This is a genomic window from Orlajensenia leifsoniae (assembly GCF_004570845.1).
Taxonomy (GTDB): Bacteria; Actinomycetota; Actinomycetes; order Actinomycetales; family Microbacteriaceae; genus Orlajensenia; species Orlajensenia leifsoniae.
On record NZ_SPQZ01000004.1, the window covers coordinates 166,362 to 188,106 of the forward strand.

The following is a 21,745-nucleotide window of genomic DNA, read 5'->3' on the forward strand; positions in this document are numbered from 1 at the left end:
CACCACCACCAAGAGAAAGTGAAATCAATGAAGAAGATCGCTTTGGCAACAGTCGCGGTTGCAGCCGCGGCTGCCCTCGCGCTGACGGGCTGCTCGTCCGACCGCGGCGCAAGCACCGGCGGGTCCAGTGAGGCCGCAAAGGGCTTCGCTGCAGACTCCACCATCGGTGTCGCACTCCCCGACAAGACCTCCGAGAACTGGGTTCTCGCCGGAAGCCTGTTCGAGGACGGCCTGAAGGACGCCGGCTTCAAGGGCGACGTGCAGTACGCACCCGCCAGCAACACCGTCGCTGAGCAGCAGAACCAGATCTCGGCCATGGTCACCAACGGCGCGAAGGTCATCGTCATCGGTGCGAAGGACGGCAAGCAGCTCGGAACTCAGCTGCAGCAGGCTGCCGACGCCGGCGTCAAGATCATCGCGTACGACCGCCTCATCGAGAACACGCCGAACGTCGACTACTACGTCGCCTTCGACAACTTCAAGGTTGGCCAGCTCCAGGGCCAGGCTCTCCTCGAGGGTCTCGAGAAGCGCTCGGGCCACGCTGCCCCGTGGAACATCGAGCTGTTCTCGGGCTCGCCCGATGACGCCAACGCCGCTGTGTTCTTCAACGGTGCGATGGACGTGCTCCAGCCGAAGATCGACGACGGAACCCTCGTCGTCAAGTCGGGCCAGACCGAGGTCGCCCAGACCGCGACCCAGGGCTGGAAGGCTGAGAACGCCCAGAGCCGCATGGACTCGCTGCTGACCTCGAACTACTCGAGCGACGCCATCGACGGTGTCCTGTCCCCGAACGACACGCTGGCTCGCGCCATCATCACGTCGACCAAGCAGGCCGGCAAGGACATCTCGAAGGTCACCGTCACCGGTCAGGACTCCGAGGTCGAGTCGGTCAAGTCGATCATGGCCGGAGAGCAGTACTCCACCATCAACAAGGACACCACCCTCCTGGTGGAGCAGACGATCAAGATGATCGGCGAGCTCCAGAAGGGCGACGAGGCTGAGGTCAACGACACCGAGCAGTACGACAACGGCGAGAAGGTCGTTCCCGCTTACCTGCTTGCCCCGGTCATCGTGACCAAGGACAACGCAGCCGAGGCGTACAAGAACAACCCGAACCTCCTCGACATCGTGAACGCCGCTTCCTAAGCAGCATTCGCTTCGTCACAGACGGCCCTCGCTCCTTCGGGAGCGGGGGCCGTCTGGCGTCTCGCCGACGGATGCCGCGAGTTCGTCTCGCCGACGGATGCCGCGAATTGCCCACTTCCGCCAGTGCGGGCCCCGCAGCACCGGAGGAAATGGGCACCTCGGCGCATCGCGTACCCCTCTTAATGCGCGCCCAGGTCACAGCTTGGTCACGGCGTATGAATCGAGACCTGATCCGCTTGCATTCCGACCGTTCGTTAGCGCTAACATAGACGAAGGCTGTTAGCGCTAACGACGCGGCAGACTCCGACGCCGCCGTCCCGTGGTGCGTCGGTGTGCATCACGACGAAGGAGTTGCGACGGTGGTATCAGCATCCGGCCAGGAGAGCATCAAGCGCTCCGTCTTCACCGCCGAGATTGAAGCCGCCATCCAGCAGGTGCGTGCCGACGTCGCAGCACTGCACTCCGAGCTCACCCGCTACGGCCTCATCGTCTGGACCGGCGGAAACGTCTCAGGTCGCGTTCCCGGAGCCGACCTCTTCGTCATCAAGCCGTCGGGTGTCTCCTACGACGACCTCGCTCCGGACAACATGATCCTCTGCGACCTCGACGGCACAGTCATCGCCGGTACCGCAGGCTCCGATCGCAGCCCGTCGAGCGACACCGCCGCCCACGCCTACGTCTATCGCCACATGCCCGAGGTCGGTGGCGTCGTGCACACCCACTCCACGTTCGCGGTGGCGTGGGCCGCACGCAACGAGGAGATCCCCTGCGTGATCACGGCGATGGCCGACGAGTTCGGCGGGCCCATCCCCGTCGGCCCGTTCGCGATCATCGGCGACGACTCGATCGGCCGCGGCATCGTCGAGACCCTCTCCGGTCACCGCTCGCGCGCCGTGCTCATGGCCAATCACGGTCCGTTCACGATCGGCAAGGACGCGAAGGACGCCGTCAAGGCCGCGGTCATGGTCGAGGACGTCGCCCGCACGGTGCACTACGCCCGCGAGGCCGGACCGCTCGTCCCGATCCCGCAGCAGGCCATCGACAGCCTCTTCGATCGCTACCAGAACGTGTACGGGCAGTCGGGGGATGCACGCCGATGAGCGATTCCACCAGCACCACGGATGCCGCTCGCACGGCCATCCTCGAGGGACGCACGTCGCTCGGCATCGAGTTCGGCTCGACGCGCATCAAGGCCTGCCTCATCGGCGAGAACCCCGGTGATGTGCTCGCCGTGGGCAGCCACGAGTGGGAGAACCAGTTCGTCGACCGCGTCTGGACGTACTCGCTCGACGCCGTCTGGTCCGGCGTGCAGGCGGCCTACGGCGACCTCGTCGCCCAGGTGAGCCGGGACCACGGCGTGGAGCCCACCACATTCGGCGCCATCGGCGTCTCGGCGATGATGCACGGCTACCTGGCCTTCGACGCCGCCGACGAGCTGCTGGTGCCGTTCCGCACCTGGCGCAACACCTCCACGGGTCCGGCCGCGGCCGAGCTCAGCGAGAGCTTCGGCGTGAACATCCCGCTGCGCTGGTCGATCGCCCACCTGCACCAGGCCGTGCTCGATGACGAGGCCCACGTCTCCGACGTCGCCTTCTTCACGACCCTCGCCGGCTACGTGCACTGGAAGCTCACCGGCCGCAAGGTCATCGGCGTCGGCGACGCGTCGGGCATGTTCCCGATCGACTCGTCCACGCACGACTACGACGCCGGCCTCATCACGATCTACGACGGCCTCGTCGCCGACCGCGCTCCCCAGCTCCGTGTCGCCGAGCTGCTGCCCGAGGTGCTCGTCGCCGGGGAGGCTGCCGGCACCCTGACCGTCGAGGGCGCCACGCTCCTCGACCCAACGGGTGCGCTGCAGCCCGGCGCCCTGCTCTGCCCGCCCGAGGGCGACGCCGGCACCGGCATGGTCGCCACCAACTCGGTCGCACCGCGCACGGGCAACGTCAGCGCCGGAACCAGCATCTTCGCCATGGTCGTGCTCGAGGCCCCGCTCGCACAGGTGCACCACGAGCTCGACCTCGTCACCACGCCGGCCGGCGACCCCGTCGCCATGGTGCACTGCAACAACGGCGCCAGCGAGCTGGCGGCGTGGGTGAGCGTGTTCTCGCGCTTCGCTGCGGCATCCGGTTCCCCGGTCGACACCGATGCCGCGTTCGGCGTCCTGCTGCGGGAAGCCCTCGAGGGGGAGGCGGATGCCGGCGGCATCATCGCCTACAACCACCTCGCCGGAGAGCCGATCGCGGGCCTCACCGAGGGACGCCCGCTCGTCGTGCGCACGCCCGACAGCAGGCTCACCCTCGCGAACTTCATGCGCGCCCAGGTGTACGGCGTCTACGGCACCCTCAGCCTCGGCATGCGCGTGCTTGCCGACGAGGGCGTCTCGCTCGACCGCATGTTCGCCCACGGGGGCATCTTCCGCACCGCGGGCGTCGCCCAGCGCCTGCTCGCCGGTGCGCTCGACGCCCCTGTCGCCGTCGGTGAGACCGCAAGCGAAGGCGGAGCGTGGGGCATCGCGGTGCTCGCGTCGTACCTGCGGGCGACGTCGGATGCGGCATCCGGAGCGGCATCCGGAACCGATTCGGGAACCGACCTCGGGACCTACCTGAACGAGCGCGTCTTCGCCGACGCCGGGTTCGACACCGTTGCGCCCGTCGCAGAAGACGTCGCCGGCTTCGCCACCTTCCTCGACCGCTATCGGGCCGGCCTCGCCGCCGAGGCCGCCGCCGTGCTGGCGCTCTGACCGAGCGACCGACACACAGACAACCGACACCGACCCCAGTACCTGGAGACCAGCACATGACCCGCACCGCCCTCACCACCTCGCTCGAGCACTACGAGGTCTGGTTCCTCACCGGAAGCCAGGGCCTCTACGGCGAGGAGACCCTGCGTCAGGTGGCCGAGCAGTCGCGCGCCATCTCCGACGAGCTCGGTGGCGGCGTTCCGGTCAAGGTCGTCTGGAAGCCCGTGCTCACCGACTCCGACGCCATCCGTCGCACCGCCCTCGAGGTGAACGCCGCCGACAACGTGATCGGCGTCATCGCCTGGATGCACACGTTCAGCCCGGCCAAGATGTGGATCGCCGGCCTCGACGCGCTGCAGAAGCCGCTGCTGCACCTGCACACGCAGGCCAACGTCGAGCTGCCGTGGGGCGAGATCGACTTCGACTTCATGAACCTCAACCAGGCCGCTCACGGCGACCGCGAGTTCGGCTACATCCAGACCCGCCTCGGCATCGCCCGCAAGACCGTTGTCGGCCACGTCTCGAACCCGGCCGTGCAGCAGCAGGTCGAGACCTGGCAGCGCGCGGCGGCCGGCTGGGCGGCATCCCGCACCCTCAAGCTCGCCCGCTTCGGCGACAACATGCGCTACGTCGCGGTGACCGAGGGCGACAAGACCGAGGCCGAGCTTCGCTTCGGCGTTCAGGTCAACACCTGGGGAGTCAACGAGCTGGCGGATGCCGTGGCCGCTGCATCCGAGGCCGACATCGACGCCCTCGTGGCCGAGTACGAGGAGCTGTACGACGTCGTTCCCGAGCTGCGTGCCGACGGCGACCGCCACCAGAGCCTGCGCGACGGTGCCGCGATCGAGATCGGGCTGCGCTCGTTCCTCGAGGAGGGCGGCTTCGGTGCCTTCACGACGAGCTTCGAGGACCTGGGCGCACTCACCCAGCTGCCCGGCCTCGCCGTGCAGCGCCTGATGGCCGAGGGCTACGGCTTCGGTGCCGAGGGTGACTGGAAGACCGCCATCCTGGTGCGCGTCGCCAACGTGATGGGCTCAGGCCTTCCCGGAGGCGCGAGCCTCATGGAGGACTACACCTACGACCTCGTTCCCGGCAACGAGCGCATCCTCGGCGCCCACATGCTCGAGGTGTCGCCGTCGCTCACGACGTCGAAGCCCACGTTGGAGATCCACCCGCTCGGCATCGGCGGCAAGGACGACCCCGTGCGCCTGGTCTTCACGGCCGACCCCGGTCCCGCTGTCGTCGTCGCGCTCTCCGACATGCGCGACCGCTTCCGCCTCACGGCGAACGTGGTCGAGAACGTGTCGGCTCCCGAGCTGCCCAAGCTGCCCGTCGGCCGTGCCGTCTGGAAGCCGGCTCCCGACTTCGCCACGAGCGCCGCCTGCTGGCTCACCGCCGGCGCCGCGCACCATACAGTCATGTCGACCGCCGTGAGCGTCGACGTGTTCCGAGATTTCGCCGAGATCGCTCGCACCGAGCTTCTCGTGATCGATGAGACCACCACCCAGCGCGACTTCGCGCGGGAGGTGCGCTGGAACCAGGCGTACTACCGCCTGGCGCAAGGCCTGTAAACGCAACACCCAGCACCAACAGCACCACACAACTCAACAAACCCGCCGCACGGTCACCCGGCCGAGCGGCTCACGGGATCCGGTGATTCATGGACGACACCGGATCCGCACCTCACCAAGTGAACAACGGTGTCCATCAGTGAAAGGAAACACAGTGAAGACCACCAAGAAGGTTCTTCTCGCCACGCTGGCAGCGGGCTCGATGCTCGCTCTCGCGGCTTGCTCCGGCGGTGGCGCCGGCGGCGGCGCCACCGAGGGTGCCAAGGGAGACGGCGGCCTCATCGGCGTCGCGATGCCCACCAAGAGCTCCGAGCGCTGGATCCAGGACGGCGACGCCGTCAAGGAGCAGCTCGAGGCCGAGGGCTTCAAGGTCGACCTGCAGTACGCAGAGGACGACATCCCCACGCAGGTCTCGCAGATCGAGAACATGATCACCAAGGGTGCAGAGGCCCTGATCATCGCTTCGATCGACGGAACCACGCTGACGCAGGTGCTGCAGGATGCCGCTGACGCGGACATCCCGATCATCGCCTACGACCGCCTCATCCGCGACAGCGAGAACGTGGACTACTACGCCTCGTTCGACAACTACAAGGTCGGCGTGCAGCAGGCCAACTCGATCCTCAGCGGCCTCGGCCTCGTGGACCTCGAGGGCGCTCCCGTCGCTGACGCACCCAAGGGACCGTTCAACATCGAGCTGTTCGCCGGTTCGCCCGACGACAACAACGCCACGTTCTTCTGGAACGGTGCGATCGACACCCTGCAGCCCCTGATCGATGACGGAACCCTCGTCGTCAAGAGCGGCCAGACCGACTTCCAGCAGGCTGCAACGCTGCGCTGGGACGGCGAGGTCGCACAGAGCCGCATGGAGGACATCCTCACCAAGAGCTACTCCGATGGCTCGAAGGTCAACGCCGTGCTCTCGCCCTACGACGGTCTGTCGCGAGGCATCATCTCGGCTCTGACCGACGCCGGCTACACCGTCGGCGCCGAGTGGCCCTTCATCTCCGGCCAGGACGCCGAGCTCGACTCGGTCAAGGCCATCAACTCCGGTGAGCAGTACGCCACCATCTTCAAGGACACCCGCAAGCTCGCGGTCGTGGCCGTGGACATGGCGACCGCCCTGCTGAACGGTGAGGAGCCCGAGGTCAACAACACCGAGGACTACGACAACGGCAAGAAGGTCGTTCCGTCGTACCTGCTCGAGTCGCAGATCGTCGTCAAGGACAACATCAACGAGATCCTGGTCGACAGCGGCTACTGGACCGAAGAGGAGATCAACGGCTAAGTCCGTCGATCACCCGATCGTCCCGATGATCGACTGAAGCGTGTCGGGGCCTGGGTGCGAGTAATCTCGCAGCAGGCCCCGGCACGCCGAAGTCGCATCACCACTCCCGTCCGTCCCGGAGCACCCGGCGAGGAAGCAGGAAAACGAATGACGAACATTCTCGAGATGCGCGGCATCACGAAGACGTTCCCCGGCGTGAAGGCGCTCTCGGAGGTGACCCTCGAGGTCAACCGCGGTGAGGTCCACGCCATCTGCGGCGAGAACGGCGCCGGAAAGTCCACACTCATGAAGGTGCTCTCGGGCGTCTACGGGCACGGAACCTACGAAGGCGACATCGTCTTCGAGGATGAGGTGGTGGAGTTCAAGGACATCACCGACAGCGAGGCCAAGGGCATCGTCATCATCCACCAGGAGCTGGCTCTCAGCCCCTACCTGTCGATCGCCGAGAACATCTTCCTCAACAACGAGGTCAAGGGCCGCGGCGGCCTCATCGACTGGAACAAGACCAACCACGAGGCCCAGACGCTGCTGCACCGCGTCGGCCTCCGTGACAACCCGACGACGAAGATCATGAACATCGGCGTCGGCAAGCAGCAGCTCGTGGAGATCGCCAAGGCGCTCTCCAAGCGAGTGAAGCTGCTCATCCTCGACGAGCCGACAGCGGCCCTGAACGACGAGGACTCCGATCACCTGCTCGACCTGATCCTGCACCTCAAGGAACAGGGCATCACGTCGATCATCATCAGCCACAAGCTCAACGAGATCAAGAAGATCGCCGACACCGTGACGGTCATCCGTGACGGCAAGTCGATCGAGACGATCGCCAAGGCCGATGTCTCCGAAGAGCGCATCATCAAGGACATGGTCGGTCGCGACCTCGAGCACCGCTACCCGGAGCACACGCCGAACATCGGCGAGGAGCTGCTGCGGGTCGAGGACTGGACGGCGCACCACCCGCAGGACACCTCGCGCGTGATGGTCGACAACGTGAACATCACCGTGAGCGCCGGCGAGATCGTCGGCATCGCCGGCCTCATGGGCGCCGGTCGCACGGAGTTCGCGATGAGCCTGTTCGGTCAGACCTACGGATCGCGCATCTCCGGCAAGGTGTTCAAGCGCGGCAAGGAGATCAAGACCCGTACGGTGTCCGAGGCGATCGACAACGGCATCGCGTACGCCACCGAGGACCGCAAGACCTACGGCCTCAACCTCATCGAGGACATCAAGCGCAACATCTCGATGGCCTCGCTCGGCAAGCTCGAGAAGTACGGCCTCGTGCACGACAACGAGGAGTTCAAGGTCGCCAACGAGTACCGCACCTCGATGAACATCAAGGCGCCGAACGTGCTCGTGAAGACCGGCAAGCTCTCGGGCGGCAACCAGCAGAAGGTCGTGCTGTCGAAGTGGATCTACTCCGACCCGGATGTCCTCATCCTCGACGAGCCCACCCGCGGCATCGACGTCGGTGCGAAGTACGAGATCTACACGATCATCAACAGGCTGGCATCCGAGGGCAAGGGCGTCATCGTCATCTCCTCCGAGCTGCCTGAACTTCTCGGCATCTGCGATCGCATCTACGCCCTCTCCGAGGGACGCATCACCGGGGAACTGCCCATCGACGAGGCGACCCCCGAAGCCGTTCTCAAGCTCATGACCATGGAGAAGCCCCGCTAGCGGCGTCGCTGGCCGGCCTTCGCTCCACGCACCTTCCAAGAGGAGACATCACAATGTCAGATCCCAACGCTCCACTTCAGACCGAGACCCGGGTCGAGGGCGGCAACGTCAACCCCATCCAGAACAAGTTCACCGACCGCCTCAGCCACATCCTGAGCGACCTCGGCAAGAACGGCATCTTCATTGCCCTCATCATCGTGGTGGTGCTGTTCTCGTTCCTGACCGACGGCATCCTGCTGCGCCCGCAGAACATCTCCAACCTGATCGTGCAGAACGGCTACATCCTCGTTCTCGCCATCGGCATGGTGATGGTCATCATCGCGGGCCACATCGACCTGTCCGTCGGATCCGTCGCCGCGTTCGTCGGCGCCTGCTCCGGCCTGTTCGCCGTCACCTGGGGCATGCCCTGGTGGCTGGCCGTCATCCTGTCGCTCGCGATCGGTGCCGCGGTCGGTGTCTGGCAGGGCTTCTGGATCGCCTACGTCGGCATTCCAGCGTTCATCGTGACGCTGGCCGGCATGCTCATCTTCCGAGGCCTGGCGCTCGTCGTTCTCGGTAACGCCAACATCGGCTCGTTCCCCACGGAGTACCGCGCCCTCGGCAACGGCTTCGTCAACGGCATCTTCGGCGAATCCGACCCCGACATCTTCACCCTCGGAATCGGTGCGCTGGCCATCGTCGCGCTCATCGTTCAGCAGTTGCGCACCCGCCGCGGACGCCAGAAGTACGGCCAGGAGGTGGAGCCGATCGTCTGGTTCATCACCAAGCTCGTGCTCGTCTCGGTCGCCATCGGCTTCTTCACCTACGCGCTCGCCTCGTACAAGGGCATCCCGGTCACGCTCATCATCCTGGCCGTGCTCGTCATGGTCTACGGCGTGATCATGAACCGCTCGGTGTTCGGCCGTCACATCTACGCGATCGGTGGCAACCGCCACGCGGCCGAGCTTTCGGGCATCAAGACCCGCCGGGTCGACTTCTGGCTGTTCGTGAACATGGGCTTCCTCGCCGCCCTCGCCGGTCTCATCTTCACCGCCCGCCTCAACCTCGCTGGACCGAAGGCGGGTGACGGCTTCGAGCTCGAGGCCATCTCCGCAGCCTTCATCGGTGGAGCAGCAGTGCAGGGTGGTGTCGGCACCATCGGCGGCGCGATCATCGGTGGTCTGATCATCGGTGTGCTGAACAACGGCATGTCGATCATGGGTATCGGCATCGAGTGGCAGCAGGCAGTGAAGGGCCTCGTGCTCCTTCTCGCCGTGGCCTTCGATGTCTACAACAAGCGTCGCTCCGGCGGCCAGTAGGTCCCTCCTCTGTGGTGGTGGTGGGACGGCGGCGGCCGGGCTGAGGAAGTCCGGCCGCCGTTGGCCGCTCCGCTGCCCGCAGTGGGTGCTTGAACTTTTCTGATCTCGAGGGGGAGACGCGTGATGAGCGCAACGGATGCCGCTGAGCCTGCGGGTGCGCCTGCCGGCGGTGCTGGCCCTGCCGATGGTGCAGGCGGTGCCGCTGCCGGTGTTGCGGCATCCGTCACCGGGTCGGTCTCGCCAGCCGGGAGTGTGCGCGCGGCGACCATGTTCGACGTCGCGCGAGTCGCCGGGGTCTCGCACCAGACCGTCTCGAGGGTGCTCAACAACCTGCCGGGTGTGCGCGCGTCGACCCGGGTGCGGGTCGAGCAGGCAATGACCGAGCTCTCGTACGTGCCGTCGCCGGCCGCCCGCACGCTCGCGTCGCGTCGCTCGCAGACCATCGGCCTGATCCAGGCCGGCCGGCCCGACTACGGCCCGTCGAACGCCGCGCTCGCCTTCAACGAGGCCGCGCACGCCGCGAACTACACGGTGACGCAGGCCGGCATGCGTGACTTCGACGCCGCCTCGCTTCGTGCCGCCGTGCAGATGATGGTGCGCCACAACGTCGAGGCCATCGTGCTCATCTCGGGCGAGCGGCAGGCGCTCGACATCATCCGCGGCATCGAGCGCTCGGTGCCGTTGATCGCGGTCTCCTCCGAGGACGTCGGGGGCTTCCACCGCGTGGCCATGAACCAGTACGAGGGCGCCCGGCTCGCGGTGGAGTACCTCATCTCGATCGGCCACACCGACATCGCGCACGTCGCAGGTCCCGCCGACTCCATGGATGCGACCGAGCGAGTGCGCGCCTGGAGCGACACCCTCGCGGCCCATGCCCTGCCGCAGCGCCCCGCGATCATCGGTGACTGGCAGTCGACGAGCGGATATGCGGCCGGGCGGGCGATGATCGGTGCCCGCGACCCAGCCCATCCGCTCCCCACCGCCGTGTTCGTCGGCAACGACCAGATGGCCCTCGGGGTGCTGCACGCCTTCCGGGATGCCGGCGTGCGCGTTCCGGGCGAGGTGAGCGTGATGGGCTTCGACGACATCCCCGAGGCCGCGCACTTCGCACCACCGCTCTCGACGATGCGGCAGGACTTCAGCGGGCTCGGACGCGACATCATGGCCGTCGTGCTCGACGTGCTCGTAGACGAGCAGAAGGCCGGTGATCGTGCCGGCCGGGTCTCGGAGATGGTCGTGCGCGAGAGTACGGCGCCGCCGCGCACCGGGGCGGCGCGCTCCGCCCGCTGACGCGCGACCGGGAGCGTTCAGCCGCGGGCCAGCGTTCAGTCGCGCTTCGGCAGCTCCTGCAGCGTCCACGTGTTGCCGTCGGGGTCGGCGAAGGTGACGAAGTTGCCCCAGGCCTGCGGGTCGACCTCGGAGGCCTCGACGCCGTTCGCGAGGAGGTGCGCGCGAGCCTCTGCGGCATCCGGAACCACGACCTGGATCGTGTTCTGCTGGCCGGGCTCCAACTGCACGCCGAGCCCGGTGCCGAACGCGATCGAGCACGCCGAGCCCGGGGGAGTGAGCTGCACGAAGCGCAGGCCCTCGAACGGCGTCTGGTCGTGGTCGAGCGTGAAGCCGACCTTGTCGACGTAGAACTCCTTGGCCCGATCGACATCGGTCACCGGCACGAAGATGAGCTCGATCTTCCAGTCCATGGCGCTACTCCTTTGTATCTGGGTGGGATACCTTCACGCTAGCCCGCACCACCGACATGCGAAACGCCCGCGCATCCGTTCGAGAGAGACGGATGCGCGGGCGTTCGAGTGGCAGGTCGAGAGGCCGTGTTCCTCAGGCGTCGCCGCCGGCAAGCAGCGCGTCGAGCTTCGCGTAGCCGGCGATCACGCCGTGCTCCATGCCCGACGCGACCATGCCGTCCCGGGTCTCGAGCGAGTCGACCAGCGAGATGTCGGTGACGCGGGTGCGGCCGTCGCCGAGATCCTCGAACAGGATCGTCTCGAGGCAGACGCCGTCGGGGTACTCGTCGAAGGTGACGGTCTGCACGATGCGGTCGTTCAGCCGCACCTCGTGGAACGAGCCCCAGAAGACGGCGAGCTCGCGTCCGTCGCGGGAGTTCGACCAGCGCCAGGCGCCGCCGGTGCGGGCGTCCCACTGGGCGATCTCGGTGGTGATGTCGTCGGGTCCGAGCCAGCGGGCGTAGAGCTCGGGGTCGGTCCATGCGCGGAACACGCGCTCGCGCGGGGCATCGAACTCACGCACGATGCGGATGGTCGGCAGGTTCGGGTCGACCTCGATCGTCGTGTCGGGGGTGGTCGTCGTGGCCATGGTGCTGCTCCTTACTTATCGGTGGTGCGGTTGGTGGTGGTGCTGGTGCTGGTCGTGCGAGTGGTGGGGGAGGTTTCCCTGGAGTCTCGGGTGACGGATGCCGCGGGCGCGCCGCCCGTGCCCGCCGCCTCCTCGGCCTCGCCCATCTCGGCGAGCACGGCGTCGAGGCGGCGGAACCGGCCCTCCGCGGTGCGGCGGTACTTCTCGATCCAGGCGGTCATCATGTCGAACACCTCGGCCTCCAGGTGGCGGCGGGAGCGGAATCCGTCGCCGTCGCGGCTCACCAGGCCGGCGTCCTCGAGCACGCGCAGGTGCTTCGAGACGGCCTGCACCGACACGGCGTACGGCTCGGCGAGCTCGCCCACCGTCGCGTCGGCTACCGAGAGCCGCACCACGATGTCGCGCCGCGTCGGATCGGCGAGCGCGCTGAACACCTGGGTGAGCCGCTGGTCGTCCAGTGCGTGCGCTGCGTTCGTGGTGCTCATGTCTTCTGTGCCGCCTTAATTGTTCGTCAACCGCTTGGTTTACGACACAGTACGCGTATGCGGTGTCATCGTCAACCCATCGGTTGAGAACTGACGGGATGGTGCAATCGGCTACCCCAGGGCGCCACCCCTCGAACACCCCCGCGCGTCGTGCGCGCCCAGTGTCGGTGGGTGGTGGAAGAGTGTGCAGCACAACACAACATGTAGGGGTCGGGCGCCGAAGCAGCACTACGCGGCAACATGGCGCGACACGCCCGGTGCAATTCCACAACACGTGGAATTCCCAAAGTGGGGGCTGTGAATAACTCCCTCGCGAAGGCCGGAAACAAGCCGATCCGCATCCGCGGGCCTGTTGAAAACAGGTGAATTACCTGTGGAGAACTACACGGATGTAACTACTGCATCTTGTGGGCGTTCCTTTCGGGAAGCACTAGATGTAGTATTGAAGTACAGCAAGACAACAACTCAGAACGAGCCAAAAGGGGTCAGAGAAATGACGGTAACGGTCTACACGAAGCCTTCGTGTGTTCAGTGCACGGCCACGTACCGCGCTCTCGACGCCAAGGGCGTTGAGTACGAGGTTCTCGACCTTTCGGTCGATGAGAACGCTCTGGCCGCCGTCAAGGAACTCGGCTACCTGCAGGCCCCGGTCGTCATCACGGATGAGGACCACTGGTCGGGCTTCCGCCCCGACAAGATCAGCGAGCTGGCTTCGCGCCTGGCCTGATCCGCCGCATCCGTTCCTCGGTATCGACGCAGCAATCGAATATCCGCGTCACCGGAGAACAAGGAGGATGCGCGGTGGACACCAAGAACGCGAGCCCTTCTGTGGCCCGCCCCACGAACGCCGCCGGCGCTGACGTCACCGGCAACGGAAACACCGCGACCGACAACCCGGCCGCATCATCCGACCACGTCAACCTGGTCTACTTCTCGAGCGTCTCGGGCAATACGCACCGATTCATCCAGAAGCTCGGCCGACCGGCAGCACGCATCCCGCTGTACCCGCGGGATGCTCCGCTGACCGTGCACGAACCCTACGTGCTCGTCCTCCCCACCTATGGCGGGGGAGACGGGGACGGCGCAGTACCCAAGCAGGTCATCCGTTTTCTCAATGATCCGGGCAACCGGATGCTGATCCGCGGCGTGATCGGCGCAGGCAACACCAACTTCGGCGAGGGCTACTGCCTTGCCGGGGACATCATCGCGGCCAAGTGCCACGTGCCGCACCTCTATCGATTCGAAGTATTCGGAACACCCGACGACGTCACCGCCGTCAACGAAGGATTGGAAGCATTTTGGTCAACGCAACTGACAGCGGCGTAGCCGTGATCGACGCGCCGCGCGTGGGCATGGACTACCACTCGCTCAACGCGATGCTCAACCTCTACGGCGACGACGGACAGATCCAGTTCGACAAGGATCGCGAAGCTGCGCGGGAGTACTTCCTGCAGCACGTGAACCAGAACACGGTGTTCTTCCACTCGCTCAAGGAGCGCCTCGACTACCTCGTCGAGAAGGAGTACTACGAGGCCGCCGTGCTCGACCAGTACTCGTTCGAGTTCATCACGAAGCTCAACGACCTGGCCTACTCGAAGAAGTTCCGCTTCGACACGTTCCTCGGTGCGTTCAAGTACTACACGAGCTACACGCTCAAGACCTTCGACGGCAAGCGCTACCTCGAGCGCTTCGAGGACCGCGTCGTGATGACCGCGCTCGGCCTCGCCCAGGGCGACGAGAAGCTCGCCGTGAACCTCGTCGAGGAGATCATCGGAGGCCGCTTCCAGCCGGCCACCCCCACGTTCCTCAACACGGGCAAGGCGCAGCGCGGTGAGCTCGTCTCCTGCTTCCTGCTGCGCATCGAAGACAACATGGAGTCGATCTCGCGCGGCATCAACTCCGCCCTGCAGCTCTCCAAGCGCGGCGGCGGCGTGGCTCTCTCGCTCTCCAACATCCGCGAGGCCGGCGCCCCGATCAAGCAGATCGAGAACCAGTCCAGCGGCATCATCCCCGTGATGAAGCTCCTCGAAGACAGCTTCAGCTACGCCAACCAGCTCGGTGCCCGCCAGGGTGCAGGAGCCGTGTACCTGAGCGCGCACCACCCCGACATCATGAAGTTCCTCGACACCAAGCGCGAGAACGCCGACGAGAAGATCCGCATCAAGACGCTCTCGCTCGGTGTCGTCGTTCCCGACATCACCTTCGAGCTCGCCAAGAACGGCGAGGACATGTACCTGTTCTCCCCGTACGACGTCGAGAAGGTCTACGGCCTGCCCTTCGGCGACATCTCGATCAGCGAGAAGTACCGCGAGATGGTCGACGACCCGCGCATCAAGAAGACCAAGATCAACGCGCGTGAGTTCTTCCAGACCCTCGCCGAGATCCAGTTCGAGAGCGGCTACCCCTACATCGTGTTCGAAGACACGGTGAACAAGGCGAACCCCATCAAGGGCCGCATCAACATGTCGAACCTCTGCAGCGAGATCCTCCAGGTCAACACCCCCACGACCTACAACGAGGACCTCAGCTACAACGTCATCGGCAAGGACATCAGCTGCAACCTCGGTTCGCTGAATATCGCCCTCACCATGGACTCGCCCGACTTCGGCAGCACCGTCGAGACCGCCATCCGCGGCCTCACCGCCGTCTCGAACATGAGCCACATCGCATCCGTCCGCTCGATCGAAGACGGCAACGACAAGAGCCACGCCATCGGCCTCGGCCAGATGAACCTGCACGGCTACCTCGCTCGTGAGCGCATCTACTACGGCTCCGAAGAGGGCATCGACTTCACGAACATCTACTTCTACACGGTGCTGTTCCACGCCCTGCGTGCCTCGAACAACATCGCCAAGGAGCGCGGTGAGACCTTCGTGGGCTTCGAGGACTCCAAGTACGCGTCGGGAGAGTTCTTCGACAAGTACACGGATGCCGAGTGGCTTCCGTCGACCGCCCGCGGTGCTGAGCTGTTCGAGCAGTCGGGCGTGCACATCCCCACGCAGGACGACTGGCGCGAGCTGAAGGCATCCGTTCAGCAGTACGGCATCTACAACCAGAACCTGCAGGCTGTGCCGCCCACCGGATCGATCTCGTACATCAACAACTCGACCGCGTCGATCCACCCGATCGCCGCGAAGATCGAGATCCGCAAGGAAGGCAAGCTGGGCCGCGTGTACTTCCCGGCGCCGTTCATGACGAACGACAACCTGGACTACTACCAGGACGCCTACGAGATCGGTGCCGAGAAGGTCATCGACACCTACGCCGCGGCAACGCAGCACGTCGACCAGGGCCTCTCGCTCACGCTGTTCTTCAAGGACACCGCGACCACGCGCGACATCAACAAGGCGCAGATCTACGCATGGAAGAAGGGGATCAAGACGATCTACTACATCCGCCTGCGTCAGATGGCCCTCGAGGGCACCGAGCTCGAGATGTGCGTCTCCTGCGCATTGTGATGAGAAGCACGGGTGAGGCGACGTCGGTCGCTTCACCCGTGCTTTTTCGTGGGTTAAACGGAGAAGGGCCGGATGCTGAAACATCCGGCCCTGCGTGAATAACTAAACATTGAACTTAAGTTCTGGTTCGCAGTAGAGAATTCGATTTCGTCATTGATAACTCTACACGCGCTCCAGAGACCTCAGCAACACCACTGAGGGGGCCAGTAGGGTCAGTGCTCGTGCTGCTGACCTGAGTGGGACCGCAAAGGAGGCTTCGCCTTTGAAGACTTCACGTAAGAGCGCGGACAACAGCTGTAAGTGCTGCGGCGGGCCGATGCCCTGCCTCAAGCCCTACCATTACAACTGATTAGCCCAACGTAGGACTGTGGTTCGCTCAGCACGAGTGAGCGGGCCACGGTTCTCGTCGAATCATTCGAGAGAAGATCATGACCCCCGACAAGCTCAAGCTGGTCTCGCACGTCGAAGCGATCAACTGGAACAAGATCCAGGACGACAAAGACGTCGACGTGTGGAACCGCCTCGTGAACAACTTCTGGCTGCCCGAGAAGGTGCCGCTGTCGAACGACATCCAGTCGTGGAACACGCTCACCCAGGAGGAGCAGACCCTCACGATGCGCGTGTTCACGGGTCTCACCCTGCTCGACACGATCCAGGGCACCGTGGGCGCTGTCTCGCTGATTCCGGATGCGATCACCCCGCACGAGGAGGCCGTCTACACGAACATCGCGTTCATGGAGTCGGTGCACGCGAAGAGCTACTCGTCGATCTTCTCGACGCTGTGCTCGACGAAGGAGATCGACGAGGCGTTCCGCTGGAGCGTGGAGAACGAGAACCTTCAGAAGAAGGCCGCGATCGTCATGGAGTACTACCAGGGCGACTCCCCGCTGAAGCGCAAGATCGCCTCGACGCTGCTCGAGTCGTTCCTGTTCTACTCGGGCTTCTACCTGCCCATGTACTGGTCGTCGCGCGCCAAGCTCACCAACACGGCAGACCTCATCCGTCTGATCATCCGTGACGAGGCCGTGCACGGGTACTACATCGGCTACAAGTTCCAGAAGGGCCTCGAGAAGGTCAGCCAGGCGGAGCGTGACGAGCTGAAGGACTACACCTTCAGCCTCATGTACGAGCTCTACGACAACGAGGTGCAGTACACGCAGGACCTCTACGACGGCGTCGGTCTCACCGAAGACGTGAAGAAGTTCCTGCACTACAACGCCAACAAGGCCCTCATGAACCTGGGCTACGAGCCGATGTTCCCGAAGACGGTGACGGATGTGAACCCCGCCATCCTCTCGGCGCTCTCCCCGAACGCCGACGAGAACCACGACTTCTTCTCGGGGTCAGGCTCGTCGTACGTGATCGGCAAGGCCGTGTCCACCGAGGACGAGGACTGGGACTTCTAAGTTCTGGTGGCTCGACGAAGGGCGGATGCAGCAGCATTCGCCCTTCGTTGCGACAGTCAACTTTGGAGATATGCCATGTCTCACGGTCGGTGCAGGCGAACCGGATCTCGGCCGACGCTCTGGTCGTACCCAGTCCGAACTCGGCAGCGACGCCAACCTCTGAGCGACGGTCTATCCCACCCGAGTTTGATCAGCGACATGGGCGGCCCCGCCATCGTCGAAGATCCTGCTACCCGTAAGGTCATGAGATGTTGGAAGTTGAGCGAACCCCTCTCCGGCTCTCGCTGATCGAGAATGCATACGACTCGTTCGCGGAGTCTCTCGCTTACGTGGAACGGGCTAGAGAAGACCCGACACGATGGAAGTTCGCTGTGCTCAACTTGGTCCACGCCGTTGAGCTTGTGCTGAAGCAGCGTCTCGTGCAGGAGCACGATCTACTGATCTGGCAGGATGTCGACCGCCCAGGCAAGCTGACGGTCGGGCTTGAGAAGGCAATCCAACGCCTCAGCACTGCCCGGGTATCGATGGATGACGCAGATGTGCAGGCCATCCAAACCGCCATCAAGTGGCGAAACAACATAACCCACTACGAGGTGGACCTGATCGCCGAGGAGGTCCGGGAAAACTACCTCCTGATCTTCGAGTTTCTCGATAAGTTCCACGACGCTCACTTCTCAGGCTCGTTGTCCGACCACATCCCGGACGAGCACGTTCAGACGGCCATGGATCTTGCGGAGTCATTCAGGCGCGAGTTCATCGAGTTCCGGGGTCGGCAGATGCATCGCAGCTGGCCACGAAAGCTCGTCGCAGCTCAGAACGCCACATTCCTTGAGCTGGATGGCGTTCGCTTTCTGCGGACCAAGTGGGGAAGTGAGGCCTATTGGATTGAAGATCACATGCAGGGCTACGAGCCGCTGCCGTTCTGTCGTGACTGTGGCGCAGCTCTCGGTGAGTATCACGGCCCGGGTTGCTGTGTAGAGGAGTGCCCCAGGGAGAAATCGCAGCTTTTCGGATGTGAGTGCGACTGGGCACCGAGCGAGCTCTGGGCACTCGACGCCGACGAGTGGATGGAGGCCGATGGGGGGTCTAATGAGCTGAGTGAGGGGCCGTCCGGCTCGAATCAGCCGTCTCCGGAACCCGAAGATAGTTAGACGGCGCCATTTGCGCGGATCGTATGCAGCCAGAATCTCCACTTCAATGGAGGCCGTGCGAGTGCAGTGCTTCGATTCCAGGATCCATCTAGCAGTCGACAGACTGAGGCGGAAACCTCCAATTCCATAAGTAGTGTGACTTACGCCTCGCCGTTTCGCGGATCGGCCGGGTTCGTCTGGCATCTGTGCCAGATGCAGTTCGAGAGCATCCCGGCATAGCAGCCACCCTCGAAGGGGCTACCAACCCAAAGAGCTGCGCCTCGACAAACTCACTGAAGGCCATAGGCCGAGCCCCAGCCGCCAGAGTGAACGCATCGCTTAGCATCTGAACTCGCTAGCGACCGACCGATTACTCCGGCGAGAGATCCGCTGGCGGTCGTCACCTTGCCACCCTTCGCCAATGTTGCAACGGCTCAGGCCCTCCACCTCCTTTCGTCCCCGTTCAATGGGCGCACGCGAGCCTCAACGGCATCTCACTCCTTTTGAAGTGCGGTCTGAGACTTCACCACTCTGTCGTAGTGGGCATCGCAGTTCTCGGATCGTGGAGACGGGATGCTCGGCCGCCGCCCGGCCGAGCATCCCGACTCCTAACCTTCATCTTGCGACTTTGCGCCATCTGCGTTCAAATGGGGTGGACCGCAACCACCTCTCAAAGTTTTCGCGGCCCACCCCTGGCTAGTGGGGCTCAAGCGTGATGATGAGTGACCGCGCGGTCCACCGCACGGTCAGTCGAAAGCCACGCGTCATGGCATCAACCTCCCTTCTTTGCCCGGAATGCGCCGAACTTCGCGGGACTTCCTGCCCTCGTGTTCGAGCATCGCCGCTGCGGGCTTGCTTCACAAGCGGCTGTACCCCCACCTCGGCGTTGGGGTGACCGGCCGGTTATCAACGGGTAAACTCTCGTCCTATTGTCAGATTGACCGCCACGTTATCTGCGGGTAGACTCCTACGGGTTGTGCGGGGGCTTTATAGAGAAGCACATAGCAGCACAGAGTATCCCGTTGCACCCCGAGCATTGCTAGTGTCCCCGCCAATCACGTCACCGCTTTTGGAAGGTTCAGACGGGCATGGTAGAGCGTCCCCCGCAGCAGGCCATCGACTTGTTGGAGAAGGCCGTCGAGCGTTCGAAGCGGCGGAGTAGCGTCCGGCTGCCTCTAGCGTTCGCGCGTGACCAGGTGAATGAAGTCGCGAGGCCCCCTCTTGCGCGGTTGCTGCAAGGTGGCGGGGAGGTTCGAATCAAGGTGCTCTTGACCATCCTCATGATGGCGACAAAGCATCCCCATGTGACGCGTGTGCCATCGAGGGACCTAGCCGCGATGTTGAACCTGCCCGATTCTGACGGGGCTGGCGCGCGACGGGTCAACAAGGCTCTCAGCGACCTCGCAGACGTGAACCTGGTCCGGCGAGAGCATCGGCCCGGGCATGTGCCCAGCACCACCATCCTGGATCCCGGGGGTTCTGGCGAGGAATGGAATACGGAACAGTTGTCCGGCACGACGTACATAACCCTGCCGCCGGATCTGTGGCGACGAGGGTGGCTCATCGCATTGTCTGGGCGTGCGCTCGCGCTGCTCATCATCTTGCGAGAGAACACCGGGGGACGGCAGAAAGGCGCATGGGTGCCAGGTATCCGCCACCGTCAGTACGGTCTATCGGAAGACACCTGGACAAAGGCGACTAAGGAGCTTCGTGACGCAGGGCTGCTCGACGTGGATGAGAAGGTTTTCTCCTTTCAGGGGGAGCCTCGCCGGCGCAACATCTATACACTCCACCTGGCGCGGCTGGGCATGTTCGACCCAGGTGATTTGACGCAGTTGAACTAGCCGCCTCTCGAGCGAGGCGAGGCAGGAATGGTTGCCTACCGGTGGAGGGAACTCCTCGATCGGACGCGAAAGGAGCGCACCTTGATGGTTCCGAGGTCAGCCCACAGAGGACGCCTTGAAGTGACGGTCAGCGAGAACCTGAAGCCGTCGCTTGATGTTGGCGACAGCGACGTGCGCTGGGACGTGTGGCCTCAGTGGCTACGCGTCGCCGAACGCGAGGCTGTTGGTGCGAGCGAGAGCGGGCTGACAATCCGGACCTGACGACGGCCGCTCAGGCGGCCCAAATCGGTCTCTATTCGAGGTGGTGGAGTCTGATGGCGCCCGAGCAGGAGAACGCAAACTCCCTCCGGTCGCACCGGAATACCCCATCCCATGCGAGCGGCGAACACCTACGGTTGTCGTGTGCGCGCCTGGGTTTACGAACGATACGGTTCCGTCGATGAACTGCAGCTCCTCGAGGTGCCGACGCCGGTGCCCGGCGAGGGCGAGGTTCTCGTGGAGGTCGTCGCGACCTCGGTGAACCTGTCGGACTGGGAGGCGTTGCAGGGCAGCCCCGGCTACGCCCGCTTCGACGGGCTGCGACGCCCCCGAACCAAGATCCTCGGATCCGACATCGCCGGACGCATCGTCGCGGTCGGCAACGGCGTCGCCGGATTCCGGGTCGGCGATGAGGTGTACGGCGACAACATCCGGAAGCGTGGCGGATTCGCCGAGTACGCGGTGATGCCGGTGACGGCGCTCTCGCCCAAGCCGCCTGCCTTGACATTCGCCGAGGCATCGACCATCCCGCAGGCGGGGGCAATCGCCCAGCAGGCCATCGCGTCCGGGCGGCCGGGGCAGCGGCTGTTGATCAACGGCGCCGGTGGCGGCTCGGGCAGTTTCATGATCCAGCTCGCGGTGGCGAAGGGCATGCACGTCACCGCGGTCGACAACGCGGAGAAGCTCCAATTCATGGAAGGGCTGGGGGCGCACGAGACGATCGACTACCGGCGCACCGACTTCACGCGCACGGGCCCCGTCGACCTCATCATCGACCTCGTTGCGCGGCGATCGGTGTTCGCATACAGGCGGACGCTCGGCACGCGCGGACGGTGTCTGATGGTCGGCGGCGCCCTGCGAACGATGCTCCGGATGCTCACAGTCGGCACGATCCTCGGAGCCCTCACCCGTGCACGTCTCGGAGTGATCTTCGTTCGCGAGGGATCAGGCAACTTCGACCAGCTCGCCGCCCTATGCGCCGCGGGGACGATCGACATCCACATCGACCGCACGTTCCCTCTCGCGGAGGCGCCTGCGGCTCTCGCCTTCCACGGTGAGGGGAGGGCGCTCGGCAAGGTCGTCGTCATCGTGCGCGACAGCTGAGGCGCCGGGCCC

18 protein-coding genes are annotated in these 21,745 nt (G+C 64.7%); 15 read left to right on the forward strand and 3 right to left on the reverse strand.

Translation table 11 applies throughout. The features are described 5' to 3' along the window. The first annotated feature begins 27 nt into the window (after positions 1-27). The 8 genes from E4M00_RS11735 (at position 28) to E4M00_RS11770 (ending at position 11,010) form a co-directional block, all read left to right on the forward strand. Positions 28-1,146: a substrate-binding domain-containing protein gene (locus E4M00_RS11735; RefSeq protein WP_135120708.1), complete on the forward strand. Its 1,119-nt coding sequence runs from the start codon at positions 28-30 to the stop codon at positions 1,144-1,146. Between the two features lie 386 nt (positions 1,147-1,532). Next, complete coding sequence (locus E4M00_RS11740; RefSeq protein ID WP_135120989.1) at positions 1,533-2,246, forward strand: L-ribulose-5-phosphate 4-epimerase; 714 nt, start codon at positions 1,533-1,535, stop codon at positions 2,244-2,246. After that, entirely contained in the window at positions 2,243-3,889 is a 1,647-nt protein-coding gene (locus E4M00_RS11745) for a xylulokinase (RefSeq protein ID WP_135120709.1), read from the forward strand. Before E4M00_RS11740 ends, E4M00_RS11745 begins: the two co-directional genes overlap by 4 nt. Positions 3,890-3,945: 56 nt before the next feature. Next, positions 3,946-5,460, forward strand: a complete 1,515-nt coding sequence (gene araA, locus E4M00_RS11750; protein ID WP_135120710.1) for an L-arabinose isomerase — start codon at positions 3,946-3,948, stop codon at positions 5,458-5,460. A gap of 202 nt (positions 5,461-5,662) precedes the next feature. Further along, positions 5,663-6,748 (forward strand): multiple monosaccharide ABC transporter substrate-binding protein, encoded by a 1,086-nt coding sequence (gene chvE / locus E4M00_RS11755; RefSeq protein WP_135120990.1) that lies wholly within the window; start codon positions 5,663-5,665, stop codon positions 6,746-6,748. Positions 6,749-6,895: 147 nt separating this feature from the next. Continuing rightward, positions 6,896-8,422 carry a multiple monosaccharide ABC transporter ATP-binding protein gene (mmsA, locus tag E4M00_RS11760; RefSeq protein ID WP_135120711.1) on the forward strand — a complete coding sequence of 509 codons (1,527 nt, stop codon included), beginning with the start codon at positions 6,896-6,898 and terminating at the stop codon, positions 8,420-8,422. A gap of 53 nt (positions 8,423-8,475) precedes the next feature. Continuing rightward, the gene (gene mmsB, locus E4M00_RS11765; RefSeq protein ID WP_135120712.1) at positions 8,476-9,720 is read left to right on the forward strand and encodes a multiple monosaccharide ABC transporter permease; all 1,245 of its coding nucleotides are present in this window, start codon (positions 8,476-8,478) and stop codon (positions 9,718-9,720) included. Positions 9,721-9,843: 123 nt separating this feature from the next. After that, entirely contained in the window at positions 9,844-11,010 is a 1,167-nt protein-coding gene (locus E4M00_RS11770) for a LacI family DNA-binding transcriptional regulator (RefSeq protein WP_204773001.1), read from the forward strand. Between the two features lie 35 nt (positions 11,011-11,045). On the opposite strand, the gene E4M00_RS11775 is transcribed toward E4M00_RS11770, so the two are convergent. From E4M00_RS11775 to E4M00_RS11785, 3 genes are all read right to left on the reverse strand, one after another. Further along, positions 11,046-11,420: a VOC family protein gene (locus tag E4M00_RS11775; protein WP_055824760.1), complete on the reverse strand. Its 375-nt coding sequence runs from the start codon at positions 11,418-11,420 to the stop codon at positions 11,046-11,048. A 133-nt stretch (positions 11,421-11,553) separates the two neighbouring features. Then, on the reverse strand, positions 11,554-12,048 hold the full coding sequence (locus E4M00_RS11780) for an SRPBCC family protein (RefSeq protein ID WP_135120713.1): 495 nt from the start codon (positions 12,046-12,048) through the stop codon (positions 11,554-11,556). Positions 12,049-12,059: 11 nt separating this feature from the next. Further along, entirely contained in the window at positions 12,060-12,533 is a 474-nt protein-coding gene (locus tag E4M00_RS11785) for an ArsR/SmtB family transcription factor (protein ID WP_135120714.1), read from the reverse strand. A gap of 493 nt (positions 12,534-13,026) precedes the next feature. Between E4M00_RS11785 and nrdH the strand changes: the two genes are divergently transcribed. From nrdH to E4M00_RS11820, 7 genes are all read left to right on the forward strand, one after another. Continuing rightward, positions 13,027-13,260 (forward strand): glutaredoxin-like protein NrdH, encoded by a 234-nt coding sequence (nrdH, locus tag E4M00_RS11790; RefSeq protein ID WP_055824762.1) that lies wholly within the window; start codon positions 13,027-13,029, stop codon positions 13,258-13,260. A gap of 194 nt (positions 13,261-13,454) precedes the next feature. After that, a complete protein-coding gene (gene nrdI, locus E4M00_RS11795) occupies positions 13,455-13,859 on the forward strand; it encodes a class Ib ribonucleoside-diphosphate reductase assembly flavoprotein NrdI (protein WP_055825747.1) in 405 nt (134 codons plus the stop codon). Positions 13,860-13,885: 26 nt separating this feature from the next. Further along, a complete protein-coding gene (nrdE, locus tag E4M00_RS11800) occupies positions 13,886-15,991 on the forward strand; it encodes a class 1b ribonucleoside-diphosphate reductase subunit alpha (protein ID WP_056170773.1) in 2,106 nt (701 codons plus the stop codon). Between the two features lie 428 nt (positions 15,992-16,419). Continuing rightward, positions 16,420-17,397 carry a class 1b ribonucleoside-diphosphate reductase subunit beta gene (nrdF, locus tag E4M00_RS11805; protein ID WP_055824765.1) on the forward strand — a complete coding sequence of 326 codons (978 nt, stop codon included), beginning with the start codon at positions 16,420-16,422 and terminating at the stop codon, positions 17,395-17,397. A gap of 248 nt (positions 17,398-17,645) precedes the next feature. Continuing rightward, entirely contained in the window at positions 17,646-18,548 is a 903-nt protein-coding gene (locus E4M00_RS11810) for a PX domain-containing protein (RefSeq protein WP_135120715.1), read from the forward strand. A gap of 1,067 nt (positions 18,549-19,615) precedes the next feature. Continuing rightward, the gene (locus E4M00_RS11815) at positions 19,616-20,371 is read left to right on the forward strand and encodes a hypothetical protein (RefSeq protein ID WP_135120716.1); all 756 of its coding nucleotides are present in this window, start codon (positions 19,616-19,618) and stop codon (positions 20,369-20,371) included. A gap of 402 nt (positions 20,372-20,773) precedes the next feature. After that, positions 20,774-21,733, forward strand: a complete 960-nt coding sequence (locus E4M00_RS11820) for an NAD(P)-dependent alcohol dehydrogenase (RefSeq protein WP_135120717.1) — start codon at positions 20,774-20,776, stop codon at positions 21,731-21,733. The last annotated feature ends 12 nt before the right edge of the window (positions 21,734-21,745 follow it).

Coding starts and splice junctions, on each gene's coding strand:
- E4M00_RS11775 (WP_055824760.1), bottom strand. CDS start 11,420: ATGGACTGGAAGATCGAGCTCATCTTCGTGCCGGTGACCGATGTCGAT.
- mmsA (WP_135120711.1), top strand. CDS start 6,896: ATGACGAACATTCTCGAGATGCGCGGCATCACGAAGACGTTCCCCGGC.
- E4M00_RS11770 (WP_204773001.1), top strand. CDS start 9,844: ATGAGCGCAACGGATGCCGCTGAGCCTGCGGGTGCGCCTGCCGGCGGT.
- nrdH (WP_055824762.1), top strand. CDS start 13,027: ATGACGGTAACGGTCTACACGAAGCCTTCGTGTGTTCAGTGCACGGCC.
- E4M00_RS11785 (WP_135120714.1), bottom strand. CDS start 12,533: ATGAGCACCACGAACGCAGCGCACGCACTGGACGACCAGCGGCTCACC.
- mmsB (WP_135120712.1), top strand. CDS start 8,476: ATGTCAGATCCCAACGCTCCACTTCAGACCGAGACCCGGGTCGAGGGC.
- nrdE (WP_056170773.1), top strand. CDS start 13,886: ATGGACTACCACTCGCTCAACGCGATGCTCAACCTCTACGGCGACGAC.
- E4M00_RS11780 (WP_135120713.1), bottom strand. CDS start 12,048: ATGGCCACGACGACCACCCCCGACACGACGATCGAGGTCGACCCGAAC.
- E4M00_RS11735 (WP_135120708.1), top strand. CDS start 28: ATGAAGAAGATCGCTTTGGCAACAGTCGCGGTTGCAGCCGCGGCTGCC.
- E4M00_RS11815 (WP_135120716.1), top strand. CDS start 19,616: ATGGTAGAGCGTCCCCCGCAGCAGGCCATCGACTTGTTGGAGAAGGCC.
- E4M00_RS11810 (WP_135120715.1), top strand. CDS start 17,646: ATGTTGGAAGTTGAGCGAACCCCTCTCCGGCTCTCGCTGATCGAGAAT.
- E4M00_RS11745 (WP_135120709.1), top strand. CDS start 2,243: ATGAGCGATTCCACCAGCACCACGGATGCCGCTCGCACGGCCATCCTC.
- nrdF (WP_055824765.1), top strand. CDS start 16,420: ATGACCCCCGACAAGCTCAAGCTGGTCTCGCACGTCGAAGCGATCAAC.
- araA (WP_135120710.1), top strand. CDS start 3,946: ATGACCCGCACCGCCCTCACCACCTCGCTCGAGCACTACGAGGTCTGG.
- chvE (WP_135120990.1), top strand. CDS start 5,663: ATGCTCGCTCTCGCGGCTTGCTCCGGCGGTGGCGCCGGCGGCGGCGCC.